This window comes from Pedobacter folensis (assembly GCF_056490665.1).
Genome location: NZ_JBWJIF010000003.1, coordinates 501,205 through 522,140, shown reverse-complemented (window position 1 = coordinate 522,140; position 20,936 = coordinate 501,205). Strand labels below are relative to the sequence as shown.

Annotated in this window: 23 protein-coding genes; 16 read left to right on the top strand and 7 right to left on the bottom strand. The window is 38.5% G+C overall.

Annotated elements, in window-relative coordinates:
• The 4 genes from AC04QZ_RS16730 to AC04QZ_RS16715 all read left to right on the top strand — a co-directional run bounded on the left by AC04QZ_RS16730 (position 1) and on the right by AC04QZ_RS16715 (position 5,919).
• Complete coding sequence (locus tag AC04QZ_RS16730; RefSeq protein ID WP_478358711.1) at positions 1-1,347, top strand: ankyrin repeat domain-containing protein; 1,347 nt, start codon at positions 1-3, stop codon at positions 1,345-1,347.
• A gap of 130 nt (positions 1,348-1,477) precedes the next feature.
• Positions 1,478-2,050, top strand: coding sequence for a hypothetical protein (locus AC04QZ_RS16725; RefSeq protein ID WP_478358710.1), 573 nt, complete (start codon positions 1,478-1,480; stop codon positions 2,048-2,050).
• A 415-nt stretch (positions 2,051-2,465) separates the two neighbouring features.
• Positions 2,466-3,785 carry a PQQ-dependent sugar dehydrogenase gene (locus tag AC04QZ_RS16720; protein WP_478358709.1) on the top strand — a complete coding sequence of 440 codons (1,320 nt, stop codon included), beginning with the start codon at positions 2,466-2,468 and terminating at the stop codon, positions 3,783-3,785.
• Positions 3,786-3,867: 82 nt separating this feature from the next.
• Positions 3,868-5,919 (top strand): TonB-dependent receptor, encoded by a 2,052-nt coding sequence (locus AC04QZ_RS16715; protein ID WP_478358708.1) that lies wholly within the window; start codon positions 3,868-3,870, stop codon positions 5,917-5,919.
• 52 nt (positions 5,920-5,971) lie between these two features.
• Here AC04QZ_RS16715 and AC04QZ_RS16710 read toward each other — a convergent pair whose 3' ends face one another.
• Entirely contained in the window at positions 5,972-6,319 is a 348-nt protein-coding gene (locus tag AC04QZ_RS16710) for a single-stranded DNA-binding protein (protein ID WP_086545061.1), read from the bottom strand.
• Between the two features lie 239 nt (positions 6,320-6,558).
• Between AC04QZ_RS16710 and AC04QZ_RS16705 the strand changes: the two genes are divergently transcribed.
• The 5 genes from AC04QZ_RS16705 (at position 6,559) to AC04QZ_RS16685 (ending at position 9,589) form a co-directional block, all read left to right on the top strand.
• On the top strand, positions 6,559-6,924 hold the full coding sequence (locus tag AC04QZ_RS16705; protein WP_086545060.1) for a hypothetical protein: 366 nt from the start codon (positions 6,559-6,561) through the stop codon (positions 6,922-6,924).
• A 358-nt stretch (positions 6,925-7,282) separates the two neighbouring features.
• Positions 7,283-7,819: a MepB family protein gene (locus AC04QZ_RS16700; protein ID WP_478358707.1), complete on the top strand. Its 537-nt coding sequence runs from the start codon at positions 7,283-7,285 to the stop codon at positions 7,817-7,819.
• Positions 7,820-7,910: 91 nt separating this feature from the next.
• The gene (locus AC04QZ_RS16695) at positions 7,911-8,750 is read left to right on the top strand and encodes a methylated-DNA--[protein]-cysteine S-methyltransferase (RefSeq protein ID WP_478358706.1); all 840 of its coding nucleotides are present in this window, start codon (positions 7,911-7,913) and stop codon (positions 8,748-8,750) included.
• 6 nt (positions 8,751-8,756) lie between these two features.
• The gene (locus tag AC04QZ_RS16690) at positions 8,757-9,005 is read left to right on the top strand and encodes an Ada metal-binding domain-containing protein (protein WP_478358705.1); all 249 of its coding nucleotides are present in this window, start codon (positions 8,757-8,759) and stop codon (positions 9,003-9,005) included.
• Positions 8,981-9,589 carry an alpha-ketoglutarate-dependent dioxygenase AlkB family protein gene (locus AC04QZ_RS16685; protein WP_478358704.1) on the top strand — a complete coding sequence of 203 codons (609 nt, stop codon included), beginning with the start codon at positions 8,981-8,983 and terminating at the stop codon, positions 9,587-9,589. Before AC04QZ_RS16690 ends, AC04QZ_RS16685 begins: the two co-directional genes overlap by 25 nt.
• A gap of 85 nt (positions 9,590-9,674) precedes the next feature.
• Here AC04QZ_RS16685 and AC04QZ_RS16680 read toward each other — a convergent pair whose 3' ends face one another.
• Positions 9,675-10,418: a hypothetical protein gene (locus tag AC04QZ_RS16680; RefSeq protein ID WP_478358703.1), complete on the bottom strand. Its 744-nt coding sequence runs from the start codon at positions 10,416-10,418 to the stop codon at positions 9,675-9,677.
• A 34-nt stretch (positions 10,419-10,452) separates the two neighbouring features.
• Positions 10,453-11,241 (bottom strand): hypothetical protein, encoded by a 789-nt coding sequence (locus tag AC04QZ_RS16675; protein ID WP_086545054.1) that lies wholly within the window; start codon positions 11,239-11,241, stop codon positions 10,453-10,455.
• 146 nt (positions 11,242-11,387) lie between these two features.
• Between AC04QZ_RS16675 and AC04QZ_RS16670 the strand changes: the two genes are divergently transcribed.
• The 6 genes from AC04QZ_RS16670 to AC04QZ_RS16645 all read left to right on the top strand — a co-directional run bounded on the left by AC04QZ_RS16670 (position 11,388) and on the right by AC04QZ_RS16645 (position 15,322).
• Positions 11,388-11,921, top strand: a complete 534-nt coding sequence (locus AC04QZ_RS16670) for a response regulator transcription factor (RefSeq protein WP_478358702.1) — start codon at positions 11,388-11,390, stop codon at positions 11,919-11,921.
• A 203-nt stretch (positions 11,922-12,124) separates the two neighbouring features.
• Positions 12,125-12,673, top strand: a complete 549-nt coding sequence (locus tag AC04QZ_RS16665; protein WP_478358701.1) for a DUF4199 domain-containing protein — start codon at positions 12,125-12,127, stop codon at positions 12,671-12,673.
• A 102-nt stretch (positions 12,674-12,775) separates the two neighbouring features.
• A complete protein-coding gene (locus AC04QZ_RS16660; protein WP_478358699.1) occupies positions 12,776-13,276 on the top strand; it encodes a DinB family protein in 501 nt (166 codons plus the stop codon).
• 46 nt (positions 13,277-13,322) lie between these two features.
• A complete protein-coding gene (locus AC04QZ_RS16655) occupies positions 13,323-13,853 on the top strand; it encodes a GNAT family N-acetyltransferase (RefSeq protein WP_478358698.1) in 531 nt (176 codons plus the stop codon).
• 71 nt (positions 13,854-13,924) lie between these two features.
• Positions 13,925-14,323 carry an META domain-containing protein gene (locus AC04QZ_RS16650; RefSeq protein ID WP_478358697.1) on the top strand — a complete coding sequence of 133 codons (399 nt, stop codon included), beginning with the start codon at positions 13,925-13,927 and terminating at the stop codon, positions 14,321-14,323.
• Between the two features lie 75 nt (positions 14,324-14,398).
• Positions 14,399-15,322, top strand: a complete 924-nt coding sequence (locus AC04QZ_RS16645) for a YihY/virulence factor BrkB family protein (protein ID WP_478358696.1) — start codon at positions 14,399-14,401, stop codon at positions 15,320-15,322.
• 150 nt (positions 15,323-15,472) lie between these two features.
• On the opposite strand, the gene AC04QZ_RS16640 is transcribed toward AC04QZ_RS16645, so the two are convergent.
• Together AC04QZ_RS16640 and AC04QZ_RS16635 are read right to left on the bottom strand one after the other, a co-directional pair.
• A complete protein-coding gene (locus AC04QZ_RS16640; RefSeq protein ID WP_086545047.1) occupies positions 15,473-16,063 on the bottom strand; it encodes a porin family protein in 591 nt (196 codons plus the stop codon).
• A gap of 12 nt (positions 16,064-16,075) precedes the next feature.
• The gene (locus AC04QZ_RS16635; RefSeq protein ID WP_086545046.1) at positions 16,076-16,372 is read right to left on the bottom strand and encodes a hypothetical protein; all 297 of its coding nucleotides are present in this window, start codon (positions 16,370-16,372) and stop codon (positions 16,076-16,078) included.
• Positions 16,373-16,502: 130 nt separating this feature from the next.
• On the opposite strand from AC04QZ_RS16635, the gene AC04QZ_RS16630 reads away from it, so the two are divergent.
• Entirely contained in the window at positions 16,503-17,654 is a 1,152-nt protein-coding gene (locus AC04QZ_RS16630) for a tetratricopeptide repeat protein (protein WP_478358695.1), read from the top strand.
• Here AC04QZ_RS16630 and AC04QZ_RS16625 read toward each other — a convergent pair.
• On the bottom strand, positions 17,651-18,112 hold the full coding sequence (locus tag AC04QZ_RS16625; protein WP_478358694.1) for a DUF4268 domain-containing protein: 462 nt from the start codon (positions 18,110-18,112) through the stop codon (positions 17,651-17,653). The genes AC04QZ_RS16630 and AC04QZ_RS16625 overlap by 4 nt on opposite strands.
• A gap of 158 nt (positions 18,113-18,270) precedes the next feature.
• Positions 18,271-20,919, bottom strand: coding sequence for a family 78 glycoside hydrolase catalytic domain (locus AC04QZ_RS16620; RefSeq protein ID WP_478358693.1), 2,649 nt, complete (start codon positions 20,917-20,919; stop codon positions 18,271-18,273).
• Positions 20,920-20,936: the final 17 nt, after the last annotated feature.

Below are 20,936 nucleotides of genomic sequence, written 5' to 3'. Positions count from 1 at the left end.
ATGTCATTTATTATTGCCTGCGAGAGCGGCAAGCGCAAAATAGCCGAACTTTTATTGGCCAACCAAGAGGTAGAGGTAGGATATACAGATGAAAAAGGCAGAACAGCACTTCACTTTGCTGCCCATCGTGGATATTTAGACCTCGTGCAGATTTTAATAGATCGTGGGGCAGCTTTAGATTATGAAGATCATGCCGGCGAAACACCTTTTTACTTTGCCTGTTTACAAAAACAGAAACAAACCGCATTGTTTCTTCTGGATAAAGGTGCAAGGGTGGATATTAAAGATTTTAAAGGCAATAGTTTATTACACCTTACTGCCCAAAGCGGACAAATTGAAGTATTAGAAAAACTGATCGATCAAGGCCTTGAAGTGGATGGTGAAAATAACGAGGCAGAAACCCCTTTGCTTATTGCGGCAAGCTGGAGGAATAAGGAAGTTGTTCAAAAATTACTGGAATTTGGCGCTAACATTAACACCACCAATAAACACGGCGATTCACCATTAATTTTTGCGGTTAAATCTAAAAACACACCTATGGTTGAACTTATTCTCGAAAAAGGTGGAAATATCAACCATGTTAATCATGCCGGAGAATCGGCCTTATTGATTGCCTGTTATGATGCCAACCGGATGTTAACCAAAATATTGGTAGAAAAAGGTGCAGATGTATTCGTTTCTTCAAAAGATGGTCTCTCACCAATTTGGCATGCCTGCGCCAATAACCAGAAGGAAATTGTTGATTTATTTTTAAGCCATGGTGTTGATGTAAACTATGCAAAACCACTCTCGGGTAACGACGATTCGATGTATTCGTATTTAGAATGGGTAGAAACCGCCAATAACATTTCCATATCGGCCAGTTTTTCTTTCGATAATAATTACAACTACGGTGGCGAAAGCATGTTACATGTAGCCGCCAAAAGCGGACATTTAAGTATGTTAAAACTATTAACAGAAAAAGGTGCCAATGTTAATATCCAGGATGAAAGCGGGAATACCGCCTTACATTACTCGGCTGCCAATGGTAAAAAAGATGCGATAAAATTTTTACTCGAAAAATCAGCAGACCCTACCATTGTAAATGTAAAGGAACAAAAAGCGATAGATTATTCGAATATTAAGGGTTTTAATGAAATTACCGAGCTCTTATTACAATTTGGCCCCTCAAACATTTCTAACCAGCCAATCAAGGGTGCAGCACCTGCTGAAAACAGTGCAGAACCGGCTAAAAATGATATCACATCAAAAAAACAGGCACTGTTAGATCTGAAAGAATTACTGGATGCCGGTATTTTATCACAGGAAGAATTTGATGCCGAAAAAACCAAAATATTAAAAGGTTAAGTGATAATATTATAAAAAATTATCAAAACAGTTTAAGACTTAAATTTTAGTTATAAATTTATGTCTTAAGAATTTTCCTGGCTGAATGACTAAATTCAACCAGGAGAATTCAACTTTAATGCTCACACAAATGAAAAACCTCAACAAAATCAAACTGCAGTTATTTGCCTTAATTGTTATTGCTATTGTGATATACAGCTGTTCGCCAAAACTGTATCTGGATGAAACTAAACGCTATCAGGCAGGAACATTAACCGATTTACAGGTAGATTCCCTGCATCTTTTTTTAAAAGAAAATCAAAGGCTTGCTTTAAAAGATACCATTATCATTAAATACGATTTCAATAAAGACGACTGCTGGAAAGACCTTAGTTATCAGAACCCAGAGTTCCTGAACAATGTAAGGTGGGCCTTTCAGAAAAACATTCTCGAAAAAGCCGAGGCGAGGCCAAAAGTTGCCATTTACCAATACCGTGAGGTAGGAAAAAGTTTCAGTCCGATTAAATCGAAAGGTTTAGAGATAGAAACCGATTCGGGCTTTCTTAAGAAATTATTATTTAAAGAGGCCACTTCTTGCGGAACCTCAGCAATCATCCTTCCGAACGGAAAGTTTTTACTGGTAAAATCAGACCCACAATTCTCTGCACTGATATTAAACGCCAAAGACATCGAGAAAAAATTACAGGAAAATCTGGTTAAATAAAGACCAGAAATAATCCAGGTTTACCTTAGAAACGATTTAACAAAATTTAACTAAAAAATTAGGTGTAATACTGTAATTTAGTTTTAACGAATCGCTTTTCAAATTAACAACTCGAAATTTATGCTCAAATTCCTTTGCTCCACTCCTACTAACTTAAAGTAAATCATCTTTTCTGTGGTCAGATTTTCGCTGTGAAGTAATATTTCAATTTTAAAAGATTATATAAAAGTACTTCCCTGTTAATCATCATCGCATTACACCAAGGGAAAATAATATGCGCTCTCCAGGAAGGTACTCACAGGGTACTTTCCTTTTATGATTTTAAGGTTGTGGCAATTTTGCTCTGGCTAAAAACTTCTCTCCGTTTTCGATGTTATATTTTTTGAGATAAGTTCTTAATCAAAAACCGGTTAACATGAAAAACAATATTTTTTACGCATCAATGCTTTCTACTGCGGTCCTTTTTGGATGCCAATCCAATTCTAATTCACAAAAACAGGGAGAAGATACAACCGTTACAACTAAAAATGGCGCTGTAGATTTGCCCGCACCCGATACCAATGCAGCCAAAAGCAAATTTAGCAAAGTTATCGGTTGGCCAGAAGGTAAAACGCCTATCGCTCCTGAAGGTTTTGTGGTAACCAAATTTGCTTCGAACATTAAAAGTCCACGCCATACTTATATTGCCCCAAATGGCGATGTACTCGTGGCGCTTTCTAATTCGGAAAGAAGCACTGTAGAAGCGGTGGCCAATACCATAACAGGCAAAGCAAAATCAGAAGTACCAGGCAAAAGTGCCAATACCATTCTCTTATACCGGGATGAAAATAAAGATGGCAAGCCTGAAACTGTTACTACATTTTTAAATGGCCTTAATCAACCTTTCGGAATGCTGATTATTGGCAATTCATTTTACGTAGCCAATACCGATGGCTTATGGCAATACCCATATAAAACCGGCGACACTAAAATCACCGCTACAGGAAAAAAAATCCTGAGCCTGCCCGCCGGTGGATACAACAATCATTGGACTAGAAATCTAATTACCAATGCAGATAAAAGCAAAATTTATATTACCGTTGGATCAGGCAGCAACGTTGGCGAAAATGGAATGGAAAATGAAGTAAGACGGGCCAATATATTAGAAATAAACCCCGACGGGACCGGAGAAAACATTTATGCCAGTGGTTTGCGAAATCCTGTGGGAATAGATTGGGCTCCATCAACGAATATGCTTTGGACAGCTGTTAACGAGCGCGACGGATTAGGCGACGATTTGGTACCAGATTATATTACCAGTGTTAAACCAGGTGCTTTTTATGGCTGGCCGTACGCTTATTTTGGACAAAATGAAGATCCCCGTTTAAAAGGTAAAAACCCGGAGTTGGTTAAAAAAACTATAGCTCCTGATGTTGCCGTAGGCGCACATACCGCTTCTTTAGGATTAGCTTTTTACAAAGGCACAAAATTTCCGCAAAAATATCAGGGTGGTGCGTTTATTGGTCAACATGGCTCATGGAACAGGTCGGTAATTTCTGGCTATAAAGTAGCATTTGTACCCTTTAAAGATGGCAAACCAATTGGAAAACCTGAGGATTTTTTAACTGGTTTTATCGCCGATCAGGATAAGGCAGAAGTTTATGGCCGTCCGGTTGGCATTACCCTAACACCAGATGGCGCCTTATTGGTAGCCGACGATGTGAGTGGTACAATCTGGAAAGTAGCAGCAAAATAGTTTATCAATTAGCCACAGATTAGCAGAATATGCAGTAAATTTATCTGCCGATTTGTGGCTAAACTATTAATCCCTTTCCCCTTTGAAATCGAACTTTACCTTACTGTTTATCCTTCTTTCACTTACTGGCTTCGCGCAGGTCCTTAAACCTGATTCCGTAAAAAAACTTGAAGAAGTTACCGTTAAAGGTTATTACAATTCGCATTCTTTATTAAGATCGGTATCAGCTGTAAATTTGATTGACAGCAATTTAATCGCAAATCAGCAGAGCAGCTCCTTAGTGAGCACTTTAAATATTGTTCCTGGTGTAAGAATGGAAGAACGTTCGCCAGGTAGCTATCGCCTATCGCTCCGTGGGAGCTTATTACGCTCTCCTTTTGGCATCCGAAATATTAAAATTTACATTGATGATTTCCCACTAACTGATGCAGGTGGAAATACCTACCTCAATGCCTTAGACGTTTCTGCAGTAGGTATGATGGAAATTTACAAGGGGCCTGAAGCCAGTATTTTTGGTGCAAACACAGGCGGTGCGATTTTGATTAATCCGCCCGCCATGAATCACAATGAAATTAATATTTCAGCGATTGGAGGTTCCTATGGTCTCTTTCATCAAACAGCATCCATCAAACAGCAATATAAAAAGTACAGTTTCAGTTTTAGCGAAGCCTATCAGCGAAGTGACGGATATCGGCAAAACAGTGCAATGGACAGAAAGTGTTTTCAAACTTTGCAGCAATGGAATTATAGCAATGCAGGCAGTTTAAAGGCTTTTGCTTTTTACAGCGATTTAAATTACGAAACACCAGGTGGATTAACGGCTGCACAATTAGATCAGGATCCTAAACTGGCCCGTCCGGCAACAGCAACCTTACCTGGAGCCATTTCGCAGCAAGCTGCCATTTACAATAAAACCATTTTCGGGGGAATAGCTAATTCCTATCAGATTAACAGGCAGTTAAAACATGTTATTGCTTTATTCACCTCTTATACCGACTTCAAGAACCCCTTTATAACCAATTACGAAAAGCGCTACGAAAGTACGCTCGGGTTCAGAACATTTTTAGAATATGCGCAGGCCAAAGAAAACATTAAATTTAATGCGCAAATTGGGTTAGAAAGCGCTGCCACCAAAAGTCAGATTAAAAACTTTAATAATAATGGCGGTGAAGCTACTGCCATGCAAGCTTCAGATCGCTTAAAAGCCAGTCAGGATTTTGCTTACATCAGGTTAAACTTCGATATCACCAATAAATTCCTGATCGAACTTGCTTCAAGTTTAAACTTTTTTGGCTACAACTATGAAAGTTACTTCCCTGCAGTCATTGCGACAAAAGAGCGTAAATTTAATTCGCAGTTTATGCCAAAGGCTGCGCTATCTTACTTAATTTCAAATGATCTATCGATTAGGGCTTCGGTAAGTAAAGGTTATTCGACACCTACTATCGCAGAGGTAAGGTCGTCTGATAATAACATCAATAATAACCTTCAGGCAGAGTCAGGCTGGAATTATGAACTGGGCTTAAGGTATAAAACAGCGGATAACCGTTTTTATGCCAACGGGAATGTATTCCATTATCAGTTAAAAAATGCCATTGTAAGAAGGCTAAATCAAAATGACACTGAATATTTCATCAATGCAGGCGGGACAAAACAAGAAGGCATAGAACTGGAAACAGCCTTATGGATTATCAAAAACAATAATTCATGGTTAACCGGATTACAACTCAGAAGCAATTATACCTGGAGCCAATTTAAATTTGAAGATTTTGTAAGCGGCACTAACAATTATGCAGGTAACCAACTTACCGGTGTTCCAAAAAATATCTGGGTGAATAGTCTCGAATTTAACTTCAGGAAAGAATTTTACCTCTTTGCCCAGCACAACTATACCTCAGCTATTCCGCTAAATGATGCCAATACCGCTTTTTCTAAAAGCTACCATCTGCTAGAAGTAAAAGCTGGAATAAAAAACCTAAGGTTAGGTAACACTCGCCTTGATTTATTTGCAGGTTTAAACAATCTCTTAAATGTTAATTACAGTTTGGGCAACGATTTAAACGCCGCAAATGGAAGGTATTTTAACCCGGCAGCAGGAATTAATTTCTACACAGGCCTATCTATTAAATTGTAATTTTAAATCGCATCATATAAATCAAATTTACATGATGCGATTTTTTCGTAAGCTAAAAGGCAGCTTGTTTTTCATTTTCCCTAATTACCACATCGCCAACTACGATTTCTACGGCATAACGCTTTTTCCCGTCCTTACCATCATAATTATTTGCCTGTAATCTGCCTTCAACAGTTAACCCTGTACCTTTTTTAATCTGGGCTTCGGCCAAATCTGCTTTTGCGTTCCAAAAAATTAAATTAAACCATTGTACTTTTTTAACTTCCTCACCCGCAGCATTTTTATAGGTTTCATTTATCGCAAGGTTTACCCTTGCTAATTTTTGATTTCCAAAAGTTTTTACATCTGCATCTGCTCCAGCAAATCCGCTCAATACTACTTTGTTAACTGCACTTTCCATGATCTTTAAATTTTAAGTTTCTAAATGTTTAACGAACAGCGGTCACCACGACAACTGACAGAACAAAATTGCCACGAGAATCAAAAAATAGTCGGATTGTAAACATTTATAGTCGTTTATAAACGTTTATACACGGAAAACATGTGTTTAAAGCCTTCAGGAGATGTTTTATATTTTTTTCATTCCATCGTTTTATTTTATAAATTAGGTCATCATCCCATAATAAAAAAGAAATTATTATGGAACGTTTATGTTTAGACTGCGGAACCCTGATTAGAGGAAGGGCCGATAAAAAATACTGCGATGACGCTTGTCGCAACAATTACAACAATCGTTTAAAGGTTGAAGACAATCTTGTGATCAAACGGGTAAATAGCATATTAAAAAAGAATCGTGCGATACTTGCTGGCCTTAATCCGACTGGAAAAACCAAGATTACCCGTAAAAAGCTAATTACGGCAGGCTTTAATTTTGAATACCACACCTATAGTTATGAAACCCATAATGGGAACACCTACATTTTCTGCTATGAATATGGTTATCTGATTTTAAACGATGACAGATACTTGTTGGTAAAAAGGGAAGAAAAGCTTTGGCTAGTCTAATTTAAAACACTTTCGCTTGCTCGTGCCTACCCCGCAAATTTCGCAGAAAAGCGCTGATTTGTAATTTACGTCGTGCAACCTGTGTGATCATCGGAAAATGAATAGCCATTACACAATTCATTGATCAGATTTAATCATCCAAAATTTGCAGAAGGCTAAGCGTATGATTTTTTTATTCAGGAGGAGATGGTTAGCTTTATCAGCTTATGATAAACGATAACAACAAGCATTTAAACCCATCATCGGGAGATCAATCGAAGGGCAATAATGCCAGATTTGTTAATAACACTAAAAGTTATTGAGATAAAAAGTCTTTATTTTTGCCCAATTTCTTTCGCCTCCTATTTTACCAGCCAATATGCCATCAAAAGAAAGTGCCAAAAACCAATTACCATCTATATTACTAACGGCATCCAATTTAGTTTATAGTCCTTTAGGTTATCAAATCAATAACTTACAATTAGAAAGTGAAAGTCAGGCATATGCAGCCTGTGCCTTTGAATTAAACGGTTTAAAAATCAGACACCGCCTTTCGAAAATCACCCCAACTAAAACCGGACAATTTGTAACCATATGGAAGCGCAATGAAGTAGGCATTACAACGCCCTTTAACGACCAGGATGAATTCGACCTGTTAATAATATCAGCGAAAAGCGCTGGCCAATCTGGCCAGTTTATTTTTCCAAAAGCCATATTGGTAGCACATAAAATAATTACCAAAAATGGAGTAGAAGGCAAAAGAGGGATTAGGGTTTACCCTCCCTGGGATAAGCCAACAAATAAACAGGCCGAAAAAACCCAGCAATGGCAGGTACCATATTTTCTTCAGATAGACCTCAATGGAAATACCGATCTTGCAAGAGCGAAGAAATTAATTGGAAATGGAATTAAATAACTGGGATTTAAAATCCCGGTTAAACTTAGCAAGTTTCGGGTAGTTTACCTTTTCTTTCCAAACTACTTTTGGATATAAATTATTCAAGATCATGAAAGCACAAGAAGAAATCAATTTCAACCGGATAGCAGAAGCCATAAACTACATCAAGGCGAATTTTAAAACACAGCCTGGTTTAGAAGAAATTGCAGAGAAAGTAAATTTAAGCCCCTTTCATTTCCAAAGATTATTTAGCGAATGGGCAGGTACTACGCCCAAACGTTTTTTGCAATACATTAGCATTGGTTATGCCAAAGAAATGCTGAAAGAAAACCAAAGTTTATTCGATACCGCATTAGAAACCGGCCTATCAGGAACCAGCAGGCTGCACGATCTTTTTGTAAACATCGAAGGGATGACACCGGGAGAATATAAAAACGGAGGTGAAAACCTTCATATCAATTATAGTTTTGCAGAAAGTCCGTTCGGGAACATTATCGTAGCCAGCACATCAAAAGGTATCTGCCATATCGCTTTTTACGACGATGAAAACATTGCTTTAGCCAATCTGCAACGCCAATTCCCATCCGCTCAATATCAGCAGATACTGGATAAAGAACAGCAAAATGCGTTATACATTTTCAGTCACGACTGGAGCAAACTGCACCAGATTAAACTACATTTAAAAGGGACGGATTTCCAGTTAAAAGTTTGGGAAGCCCTGCTAAAAATACCTATGGGTAAATTGGCCACCTATGGCAACATTGCCAAACAATTGCATAATCCTAATGCATCCAGAGCGGTAGGTACGGCCATTGGCGATAATCCCGTAGCCTTTCTCATTCCCTGCCACCGGGTTATACAATCAAGCGGTGCATTGGGCGGTTACCATTGGGGGGTAAACCGAAAAACGGCCATGATTGGTTGGGAAGCAGCAAAAACAAATGTTTAGCCCTGTATGATCAAACATGTCGATATTTCAACGGAAGAACTAAAAAAGCATTTTAGAAACAAAGCTATTTGCCTCGGTGGAAATGCCCGGTTGAAGATTTACGGGTTACTTAAATGCAGCTCGGGAAAACGGATGAGGAAAGAAAACCGTGTATTTTTTCGTTCTGTAGAAGAAGCACTTCAACATGGCTACCGCCCCTGCGGGCATTGCTTAAAAACAGCATACAAACAATGGATTTATTCAACACCACAATAGATATTAATCAAAATCTGCTCCCATATGGCGGCACCGTAAATTACTATGGCAAATTATTCACAATATCAGAAGCCGATTATTATTTCGATACGCTGATGAATACCATTGAATGGAAGAATGACGAAGCTTTTATTATGGGCAAACACATTATTACCAAAAGAAAAGTAGCCTGGTATGGAGATGAAGCCTATTCCTATACCTACTCCAATAAATCGAAAATGGCCCTGCCATGGACAAAGGCGTTACTGGAGCTAAAAAAAATCTCAGAGGAGCAAACAGGTAGTACTTTTAACTCTTGTTTGCTTAATTTATACCACAATGGTGATGAAGGAATGGCCTACCATAGCGATGATGAAAAGGCCTTGGCAAAAGATTCGGCCATTGCATCACTCAGTTTCGGTGCAGAGCGAAGATTTCTTTTCAAACACAAACAAACTAAAGAAACCGTAACCTTATTTTTAGAAAATGGAAGTTTATTGGTGATGAAAGATGAAACGCAAACGAACTGGCTGCACCGCCTCCCACCAAGCAAAAAAGTAAGTAAACCAAGGATAAACCTCACCTTTAGAACAATGGTGGTTTAGTCCTGGCGGTTAAAACTACTTAAAACTTTAATTAACTTAAGGAAACCATGTCTTGTGTATTCATAAACCAATTTTATAGCAAAGCTTATATTTCTTGCAATTGAGGCTTTACTTTATCATAGAATTCTTGAAACACTTTATTATCAGCATAAGACATACCGGGAAATCCACAACTCTCGAAGCAAATTCTCAAATAGTTGATAAATGTTGTCTCATTAGGTTCATTTAAAAACTGACTATCAATACTTTTCCCCTTATTTAACTGCAAAGCATATGGTGCTCCCCCACTAACGTTATCCTTGTGAAGATCATCAGCCGAAAGATCCAGAAAAGCAAAACCAAAATCGTCATCTTGAATATATTCTTCCATTTCTTCCAACCAATATTTATTGGTTACCTGTGAAACACAATCTGTTATTGGGGCTATCTGGATAGCATCTGACATTTCCCATAGAATGTCTGGATCTCCTTGATAATTCCATGCAAAATTGCAGGAACCTACAATCTGATAAAACATTTTCATTGATACCGGTAACTTTCCGATTGGCTCAATGTTTCGCTCCAATGTATCAAGTAGCTCATCTGTATCTGAGACTGGCTTTAATAATGCTTCGTCATTTCCCGATTTATCTTTCCAGAAAACGTAATCAATATCTTTAAGTTCTTGGTAGATAATCTCAAGATTAAACCTAACCCTTTGAAAGGTTTCAATCAATACTTTTTCAACGTCAGGATAATGACTAGGAGAAAATGCCTCTTCTCCTAGTTTTTCAATGTCGGCATAAACACTATCCGTTTCTCCATTTTTGTACCTGTTGTAAAAGCTCATTGTTATCTGTTCTTAAGATACTATGGCAGTTAGATTAGTGGTTAAACTCTTTAATATCTACAATGCGGTCGTCATCAGCACCTTTCTTTAAAAAAGAAGTACCATTTGCATTCACCACCCAGGTATAATCTCTTTGAATATTTCCAACAAGGGTTTCAGGTTCATTGATTAATGCTGCTGGTAATGGCAAGTTAAAAGTTTCGCCTGTTGCCGTATTTACCTGGTACAAAGAATTAGCGGTTAAAAAGGCTAATGTTGTTTTATCGCTGGAATACATAAAAAATTTCCCCTGGATACGTTCATCAGGATTTTGTCTTTTAACCGGATAAACCCTCGAATTGATCGTCGTGATAAAGAAATCATTATTAACCAAAATATTGCTACGGGTTAATTCCTCTAAGCCATTTGTATATTTTTTATCTTCAGCACCTTTTGATGGCTTGTTCAAACTCACCACTTCGGTTTTTCCATCATTAACAGCAATGATATAAAACGGCGCCATTTTTCCGGTTTCGTTTGCTACCTGAACCAATACAGCAGTTTTTTGTGTATTGATGAACGATGCAACAATGAATTTCTGTGCAGCGGCATTTGGCGCGTCATCAACAATAATCGTGGTATCCTTGTATTGAATGGCAAAACGATCGGCTGTGGTCACAGCACCTGAATCTGTTTTTACGATAGTCAGTACATTTTTCTTCGATTTCGGAAAAACATTAAAATCGTCAGTTGCAGCAAATGTTCTGGCTTTGTAGGTTTTTTCTGATTTACCGCAGCCAAATAAAACAACGGAAAGTAAGAGTGCATAAAGCGTAATTTTCATGAGTATAGCTATTTATATATTTTTCGCTAATTTATAATCTTTATTGCTTTTCTGTTATCAAAGTCACCAGAAAATTACCGCATCAATTGAAAAAAATAATTCCAAATGAATCAGTTGCATTTTAACTTCTGCACCTCGGCTTTGCTATGACAAGATTAGACGTTCTTCTTCTGGCAAAATTCCTTATTTTTGATCAAAGGATTATCACCATGGCAGGCATTTCGAATTTTCTGGTTAAAAACAAAAGCATTATCCTTTATGGCGTTTTTTTGGCTGTTTTACTTTTTTTATTAAAGTGGCTTGAGCTTCGTTTTATCATTATTAACCATGCCTTCGAAATTTATGCGGGTTCAATAGCAGTTATTTTTACTGCTTTGGGTATATGGCTGGCGCTTAAATTAACCAAACCTAAAACCATTTTAATTGAAAAGGAGATTTTTACCGAACGGGGAACATTTATCCTTAACGAAAAAGAACTCATCAGGCTTAATATCAGTAAAAGAGAATTAGAAGTTTTACAACTCATGGCAGCAGGATTAAGCAATCAGGAAATTGCATTAAAGTTATTCGTTTCGCTAAATACCATCAAAACACACAATGCCAGGCTTTTCGAAAAACTAGAAGTAAAGCGCAGAACACAAGCCATAGAAATGGCTAAAAAACTCAGTATCATCCCTTAAACAACTCGTACTTAAGTATTAAAATTGCGCTATTTTTTAAAAATCACCCTAAAGTATGAGGGTTAAAACAAATAATGGGAGCAATTTTGTGGTCTAATCTCTTAATTATAAACAAATGAAACCATCATGAGCAAACGCTCACAGACAGACATGAATAGTACTCATGATAGCTTCATCACAATTAAAAAACAAACTATAAACTGATGAAAAAGAACGTAATTGTATTCGGATTGATCGCTGGCTTAATTGTCTCTGTTTTAATGGTGCTCTCTATGGCCAGATGTTACAGCGACCCGAGCCTGGAACACAGCATGCTTATCGGCTACGCTTCTATGGTGCTGGCCTTCTCCTTCATTTTTGTGGGCATCAAAAACTACCGTGATAAGTATAACGATGGCCTGATCACTTTTGGTAAAGCTTTTAAAATCGGATTATACATCAGCCTGATCGCCTCCACCATTTACGTTTTGGTATGGCTGGTTGATTATTATGTATTTATGCCAGATTTTATGGATAGATATGTTGCTCAGGCCATGAGAGAAGCTAAAGCCAGTGGTGCATCGGCAGCAAAACTTGCTGAAAAAGCCAAAGAGCTTGCGGTTAATCAAAAATTGTATAAAAACCCGGTAATGGTTATTTTGTTTACCTACCTGGAAATTTTACCTGTTGGTATATTGGTTTCATTGATCGCTGCACTCATTCTGAAAAGAAAACCGAACACGCCACTTGCGGCAAGTCCTTTTCAATCTTAAAGGTTGAAAAATAGGTAGATCTGCATTTTTTTAAAACCAAAAGACGCTTTAGCTTATTTATTAAGTAACATTTTGTTTCGCGGTCATTAGAAAAATAAAACGATGATAGTTAAATCTCTTTTAGGTGAATTTCTTCATGAGGCAGAAAGCACCTGCAAACTTTTAAAAGCAATACCCAACAGTGCCTTAGATTTTAAACCCTCTGCGCACTCGTGGACTACGGCCCAGCTGGCCACACACATTGCCGAAATTTACGATTGGTACCCGGGTACTTTCCATGGCAATGAGTTTAATATGGATACCTATCAGCGCGACGAAGTCGACACCAGCAATATCGACAACATTATTGGCAAATTCGAACGTGCTTTTGGCCGGGCAAAAGAAAGCATCGAATCGGCAACCGACGAAAGCATGTTCGAAGACTGGAAGATGACCGCCGGGGGCAAAACTGTTCTGGCACCCATGCCGAGGATTCAGGTCGTGCGGGGCTTTTTAATGAACCACATCTACCACCACCGTGGTGAAATGATTGTTTATTTACGTGCTACCGGAAATAAAGTACCCAGTATATATGGACCAATTTACGAAGATAGCCTAAAGTAAAATTGGCAAATTATCCTAATTTTGAAGGATAAGATCAAAACTGGCCATGAAGATTTTTGCCGAAACTGAACGTTTAATCCTGCGCGAACTAATACCGTCAGATGCTAAAGGTATGTTTGAAATGGATGGTGACCCCGAGGTGCATCTTTATCTGGGCAATAAGCCGGTAAAATCTATAGAGGAATGTAGCGCTGCTATCGAATTTATCAGAAAACAATATATCGAAAATGGCATTGGCAGATGGGCGGTTATTGAAAAAGCAACAGGTAATTTTGTGGGATGGTCGGGCTTAAAATTGATTAAAGAATTTACCAATAACCATATTGATTACTACGATCTGGGTTATCGGTTTAGCAAACGTTTTTGGGGAAAAGGTTATGCTACCGAGACTGCGATCGCGGCAAGAGACTATGGTTTTAATGAACTCAATCTCCATGAGATTTTTGGTATAGCAGCTATCGGGAACCTCGGTTCTATCCATGTTTTGGAAAAAGTTGGTTTAAAGAAGATCAATCTTTTCGATTACGATGGCATAAAACACCATTGGATGAAGATGGAGAAATCAGTTTCGCTTTAATCAAAAGGCAATTTTTTCTTTTTATGGTTTAGTTTTTGATGCTACAAAGGAAATCATTTAAACCTTGTATTATGAAACACCTTATCTTCTGCGGAATGCTGATCTTAATATTGAGTTCTTGTAAAGAAAAATTAGATCCGGCAAGCTTTACCAATACCAAATGGGAGTTAAGCGAACTACCTGGCTTAACTTTGCCCACAGCTGCAAAAGCAACGCTAAACTTTGCTGATAGTTTGAGGATCAGCGGAAAATCGTTCTGTAACAACTATGGCGGACAGGGAGAAATTGCAGATAATAAAATAACCGTTAAAAATGTTTTCGGCACAAAAATGTTCTGTCAGGAAACTGATGCTGCAGAACGCGCCTATTTACATGCCCTTAATCAGGTGACTAGCGCAAAAATAACTGATAATAAGCTATATCTGTTAAATGGCGATAAAACCTTGCTGGTTTTCACCAAAACAAACTAGAATCTTTACACGCATAAAAAAGGCTGAATAAAGTATTTTTACTATTTTCGGCCTTTTGAGTTTAACGCAGGAGTGATGCCATCGATAACAGAAGATCTGAAGTTTTTTTTCTCAACCGTAAGAAAAGCATTTAATTTATTTCAGCAGAATGATCCCTTACGTCTGGCCGGTGCTACTGCTTTTTTCACCAACTTCGCCTTACCCCCAATATTAATTATCCTGATCAGGCTTTTCGGGATGTTTACCGATCGAAGATTATTGGCTACCCACCTCTTCGAACGTTTGGCCAGTATTCTCGACAATGAGAGTATTTTACAGATCAGAACGACCTTAAGAAACATTCGGGGTATCGATCAGGCCTGGTATGTTACCTTGTTTAGTTTTATTTTTTTTCTTTTTGTAGCCACCACCCTGTTCAATGTGATTAAAAACTCGCTGGAACAGATCTGGAATATAGGCCAAAAAGATAAAAAAGGGATCATTAATACGCTTAAATCGAGAGCCATATCGGTTACCATCATCTTATTGGCTGGGATATTATTTTTTATCGGTTTACTGGCCGATAGTGTGCAGGCTTATATTGGTGCCTATTTAAAAAATGGCGCACCATCTTTCGGCCTGGTGTTAACTTCCATCATTAATCAGTTTGTATTTGTGCTGATTGTAACCACCTGGTTTACCATACTTTTCAGGTATTTAACCAATGGACGGCCAACCTGGCGGGCAGCAATTTCAGGAGGTTTGTTAACGGGATGCCTTTTTACCGCAGGAAAGTATATTTTAAGGATTTTATTGCCATTGAGTAACATCAGCAATATTTACGGATCGGCCGGATCGATTATCGTAATTATGCTTTTTGTATTTTACTCTTCACTAATATTTTATTTCGGCGCATCATTTATTAAAGCATTGAGCGTGGGCAGGGCCACGCCTATTATACCAAAAAACGGATCGTTTGCCTACGAGCTCACAGAAGTTGAATTGGAAAAAGAGGAATAAAAAGAAAGGCAGATAAATTAAATTCATCTGCCTCTTCTTTATTGAGTTCGCTTAATTATAATCGTCATGCTGAACTTGGTTCAGCATCTTTTAATCTAAAGACCCTGAAATGAATTCAGGGTGACGTATCCTGGGAATAATCAACTAAGATTACAAAATCCTATAACCTAAGCCCACTGTAAATATGTTTAACTTAGTACCAGGATACCCTGATTTATTGATTTTTGATAAACCCAATTCGTAACGTGCATCAAAACTTAATTTTTTTAGGTCTAAACCTGCACCAAACTGCCAGGCCATAGCTTGATTTTTAAAGTCGGCTTTGAAAACGCTTCCTGCAGCCTGACCAAAACTCTGGTTTTCATCTAATATTAGCGAAAACATCGGTCCGGTATTTAAACGAAGTCCAATACCGGCAGCACCAAACTTGGTACCCACCAATAAAGGCACATCTAAACTTGTAAAACGCACTTTATTTACCTCACCCGTTGACTCACTTACTAAATCTGCTTTTTTCCCCGACACATAAAGCTCCGGCTGGAAGTAAACGCCTGCTGCACCTACCCTGGCCCAAAGACCACCGTAAAAGCCTGCACGGTTATTACTGTTAAAAGTGTTTTCACTATCAAATTTCGAAAAATTTGCACCAGCTTTAATGCCCAGCTGGAAAGATGGCAGTACCTGTGCGCTGGCAAATAAGCCAACAAGCAAAAAGGCAACGGTTAAAGATAAAAATTTCATATGCGATTAATTTTAGCTGGTGGCATTGTTAATGGCTTCTTGTTCTTTTAAAGCCTCAACATTGTTTTTATCACCAAAGTTTTGTGTTTTACCTGCAAAGTAATCTAAAATTCCCGAAATAGTATCTAAGTTATCGGCTAAATTTTGATGAATGTCTGGTAAATCTTTTTCCAGGCGGCTATCGCCCAATTCGATATTATCTACTTCAATTTTACCAATTTTCTGAATAAGTGCCTGCTGAGAGTTTTGCAAATCTTCCAATTCACGCACGATCTTTTCCATTAATTCAAACTTCTTTAAAGTATTCATAGGTTCTTATTTTTAGTTAAACTATTCCTTATAAACCCCTTAGCCCTTATTTTGTTTTATTACCCCGATATTTCACAAGAAATTTGGAATTACCAAAAACAACTAATAAATTAGTTTAAAATTAGTTGTTATGAAAAAGCGCCTTACACTATTGGTTTTATTTGGTTTAAGTTTAGCAGGTTACGCGCAAAATGCAACCACTGTTGATAAGGAAAAACTTTTTGATTTTTATCAGACCCAGCGTTATGCCGATGCTGCTCAGTATCTTAAAGGTATTTATGGAGAAGAGGTGAATGATTTTAAAACCCTCAGCCAGATTGGCTATTGTTTTTTAATGGCCGGCAATAATGTAGAAGCCGAAAAATTTTACAGCAAAGCCTATACACTACAGCCACAGCACCTCCCTACCCTTTTCAGTCTGGGTAGTATTAATACCAAACGGGGAAATACCGAAAGAGCCAAACTCTATTACGGTCAAATTGTAAAAATAGACAGCAATAATTTTAATGTATATAAACTGCTGGCGAACCTTTACACTTTGCCAAAAGATTCTTTAAAGCTCAAATACTTGTTAAAGGCCAATCAGATCAATCCGTTAGAGGGTGATGTGGCTACTGATCTGGCTGAAGAGCATTCCGCTTATCAGCAATACGAAAAAGCTTATCAGGCACTCGATATAGCCATTAAGGGAGACAGTGATAACTTGGTGCTGCAACGGGCGAAACTTCCCATTGCCAACCAGCTTAAAAAATATGGTGAAGTGATTACTTCAGGCGAAAAATTATTGAAAGATGCTGCCGATGCAGGGGTAATAAAAGATGTAGCAAAAGCCTATTATTACACTAAAAACTATCAAAAAGCGATCGATCTTTTTAAACTGTTGGAAGCAGCAGCGATGGAGAATGAAGCGACCTTATATTACACATCACTGAGTTACCGGGCTTTAAAAGATTATCCGCAGGCGGCTGTTTATACCAGAAAAACCATCGATGAGGCCATTTCGCCAAATACTTCCAGTTATTATTCTTTACTGGGACTGGTTTATGAAGAAAACAATCAGCTCACACTGGCAAATGCTGCTTACAAAAAAGGCCTGCAGTTTAAAGCCACCCCTACCTTGTATTACCGTCTGGCCGTGTTTTACGATACACGCCTAAAACAGGGTAAAAATGCGCTTAAATATTATAACCTATATTTAAAAAGCAGGCCCAGTTTGATGGATGATAAAGAAGAAATTAAATTTTCGAAAGACAGGATAGCGCAGCTAAACCTGACTGACTAAACCAGATCTTCGAAAACGGGTTTTACATTGTCCCAAAATTCGTCGAGGGCAATAATTCTGGGTTTAAAAAAAGAAATCAGCTCGGGCCAGTGCTGCTGATTAAATATGCTTACCCCGGTAATACTGATTGAAATTTGTGATACGGTTTTGCCGAAATCATCGGTGGTATCTTTAATCCACTCCCATTCTTCGTTTACAGTATTGGTAAACAAGCGTTTAAATTCTTCAAACTGTTCGAAAATGAGATGCCTGATATCGGGATCGGGATGTGATAGCTGAATGCTGATAAAAGCTTTTTTACCGTCAACATCCATTTTAAAGAAGATATTCTTCACCCCCGTTTTGTAGTTCGTCCAGTTTACGGTTGAACCACTGGCCGAAGGCACGGGTTTCATATATTGTCCGAAACTGATCCAAAACTGTTGGCGCAGGCGGGCTGCTTCTTCTTTACTGTACATTTATTTTTTTAGCATTGGCTAAGCATAAAAGGATCGTCATCTCGACTGGAGCAACGCGAAATGGAGAGATCTATGAAGATAGATTTCTCGGCTTCGTTGTACTTCGCTCGAAATGACGATCTTTCGTGTTCTTTTAACGAGGTTGCAATATTAAGCGATTAATATTTATATTCAAAATGATAGCTACCTGAGCCAATTTCTTCTTTTTTATCGGTTTTTGGCAATACCACGGTGGCGGTTGCATTGGCTGGCACAGTTACGTCTAGTTTAAAAACACCATCAGCAATCGTCCATGAGGATTTAACGGTACCATACACGGTTTCAAGTTCTGCAGATGCATTGGTTAATTTTCCGCCTGGTCTTGGTGCAATTAAAATGTTTTTGTAACCTGGTTGTGCTGATACCGGATTAATGCCGGCAATATTTTTATACATCCAATCGCCAATAGCGCCGTAAGCGTAGTGATTAAAAGAATTCATATCAGCCGTTTGAAAAGAGCCATCCTGTTTAATACCATCCCAGCGCTCCCAAATGGTCGTTGCACCCATTTTAACCGGATATAACCATGAAGGGTAACTTTCCTGCAGTAAAAGATCGTAAGCTACATTCTCGTGCCCAAAGCGGCTCAATACATGGCAAAGGTATGGTGTACCCAAAAAACCCGTAGTCAGGTGATTTCCGTAATCTTTTACGTTATCTACCAATCTTTGTGCAGCCTGTGCGCGTAAATTTTCAGGCAGCATATCAAACTGCAAGGCCAATACATATGCGGTTTGGGTGTTGGAGATCAACTTTCCATTCGGCGTCATATTTTCTTTCATATAAGCCGCTTTAATCTGCTCCAATAGTGTACTGTACTTGCTTACATCATCTGTTTTACCCAATACTTTTGCGGCATTTATAAGCAACTGAGTAGAATGCGCATAAAATGTTTGGGCAATCATGTACTTATCCGTCACCGCAGCACGGCCATCATTATCATCGTTGGGACGATAGAACAACCAGTCGCCGAAGTGGAAACCTGTATTCCAAAGGTTATTTTTTGCTACAGAAGAAATATAATCGACCCACTTTTTCATACTGCCATACTGCGTTTCCAATAGGCCTTTGTCTCCGTACGATACATACATGTCCCAGGGAATAATGGTGGCTACATCGGCCCAGCCTGCCGAACCTGCATCATTCTGGTTCAACACATTGGGTACCACAAAAGGAACACTACCATTAGGGAGCTGATCTGCCGAAACATCTTTTAACCATTTGGTAAAAAAGGCCGATACATCCATGTTGTATGCCGCAGTTGTCGCAAAGGCCTGTGCATCACCTGTCCAGCCTAAGCGTTCATCTCTTTGCGGACAATCGGTAGGTACATCAACAAAATTCCCCTTCTGTCCCCAGCTAATATTGTGTTGCAATTGATTTAGCAAAGGATTTGAGGTCGTGAATTTCCCACTGGTTTTCATATCGGAATAGACCGCTACTGCAGTAAGGTTTTCCAGTTTGAGTTCACCAGGATAGCCATCTATTTTGACATACCTAAACCCCTGAAAAGAAAAATGTGGCTCAAATAGCTGTTCAGTTTCACCTTTTAAAATATAATTGTTTTGTTGTTTGGCGCTTCTGAGGTTTGTGGTGTAAAAGTTTCCTTCTTTGGTTAATACTTCTGCATGGCTGATGCTAATTTTAGTACCAGCAGCACCTTTAGCTTTTAACATGACCCAACCCACTAAATTCTGCCCAAAATCGACAACGGTCTCACCTTTCGGGGTTTTAAATATTTTTAAGGCTTTAAATGTTTCGTGTTTGCTTACCGCTGGTCCGCTCATGCCAACCAGTTTTTCTGTACCCTTTGCCAGTTCCTGCACTGGTTTCCAGGCAGCATTTTCTTTAAAGCCGGTATTATTCCAGCCGCGGAGCTCTAAGCGGGCATCATAGGTTTCGCCATCGTAAATATTGGAGGCCAGTATTGGTCCATAAGCTGTTTTCCAGCTATTATCGGTAGTGATGGTTTCTCGGGTTCCATCAGTGTATTCTACTTCCAGTTGCAACAATAATGCTCTGGTATCGCCATAAAAATGTTTTTGATTACTAAAGCCGATGCGGCCTTTGTACCAGCCATCGCCTAGTGAAACGCCAATTACATTCGCGCCCTTTTTTAGTGCTTGCTTCACATCATACACCTGGTATTGAATATGGTCTTTATAACTTGTCCAGCCTGGTGCAAAATAAGCATCACTAACACGGCCACCATTAATATGGGCTTCATACAAACCTTTTGCAGTGATATAAACTATTGCCGACTTTACTTCTTTTTTGAGGTTAATTTCTTTCCTGAAAAAAGGACTGGCCAGGGAAGTATCTTTTCCTGCTACCGAAATCCATTTTGCCGTCCAATCCTCAGGTTTTAAACCTGTTTGAAAAAACTGCACGGGTGACCATGCAGATGCATTTCCGTGGTTGTCTTTTACCCTAACCTGCCAGTAATATTTAGTTTTCGAGGATAGCCCGGGACCATCATAACCAATGAGCACCGATTGATCGTTGTTTACGTCTGCTTTCCACAAAACTTTATCAATACTGACTGATGTACCCAATCTGATTTCATAATTACTCTGCCTGGTATTTTTAAGATCAGAAACCATCTTCCAGCTAAATCTGGGTTTTGGCTGATCGATACTAAAAGGATTTACCAAATGCTCAACAGTTAAATCTTTTACCGAAATTTTCTGTGCTAAAACATTTGTTGTAAATAAAAAGAATAAGGCAAGAGCAGCTATTGTGCCTGAGGTACGGAAATTCTTGTTCATATTGGTTAGCGTTAATT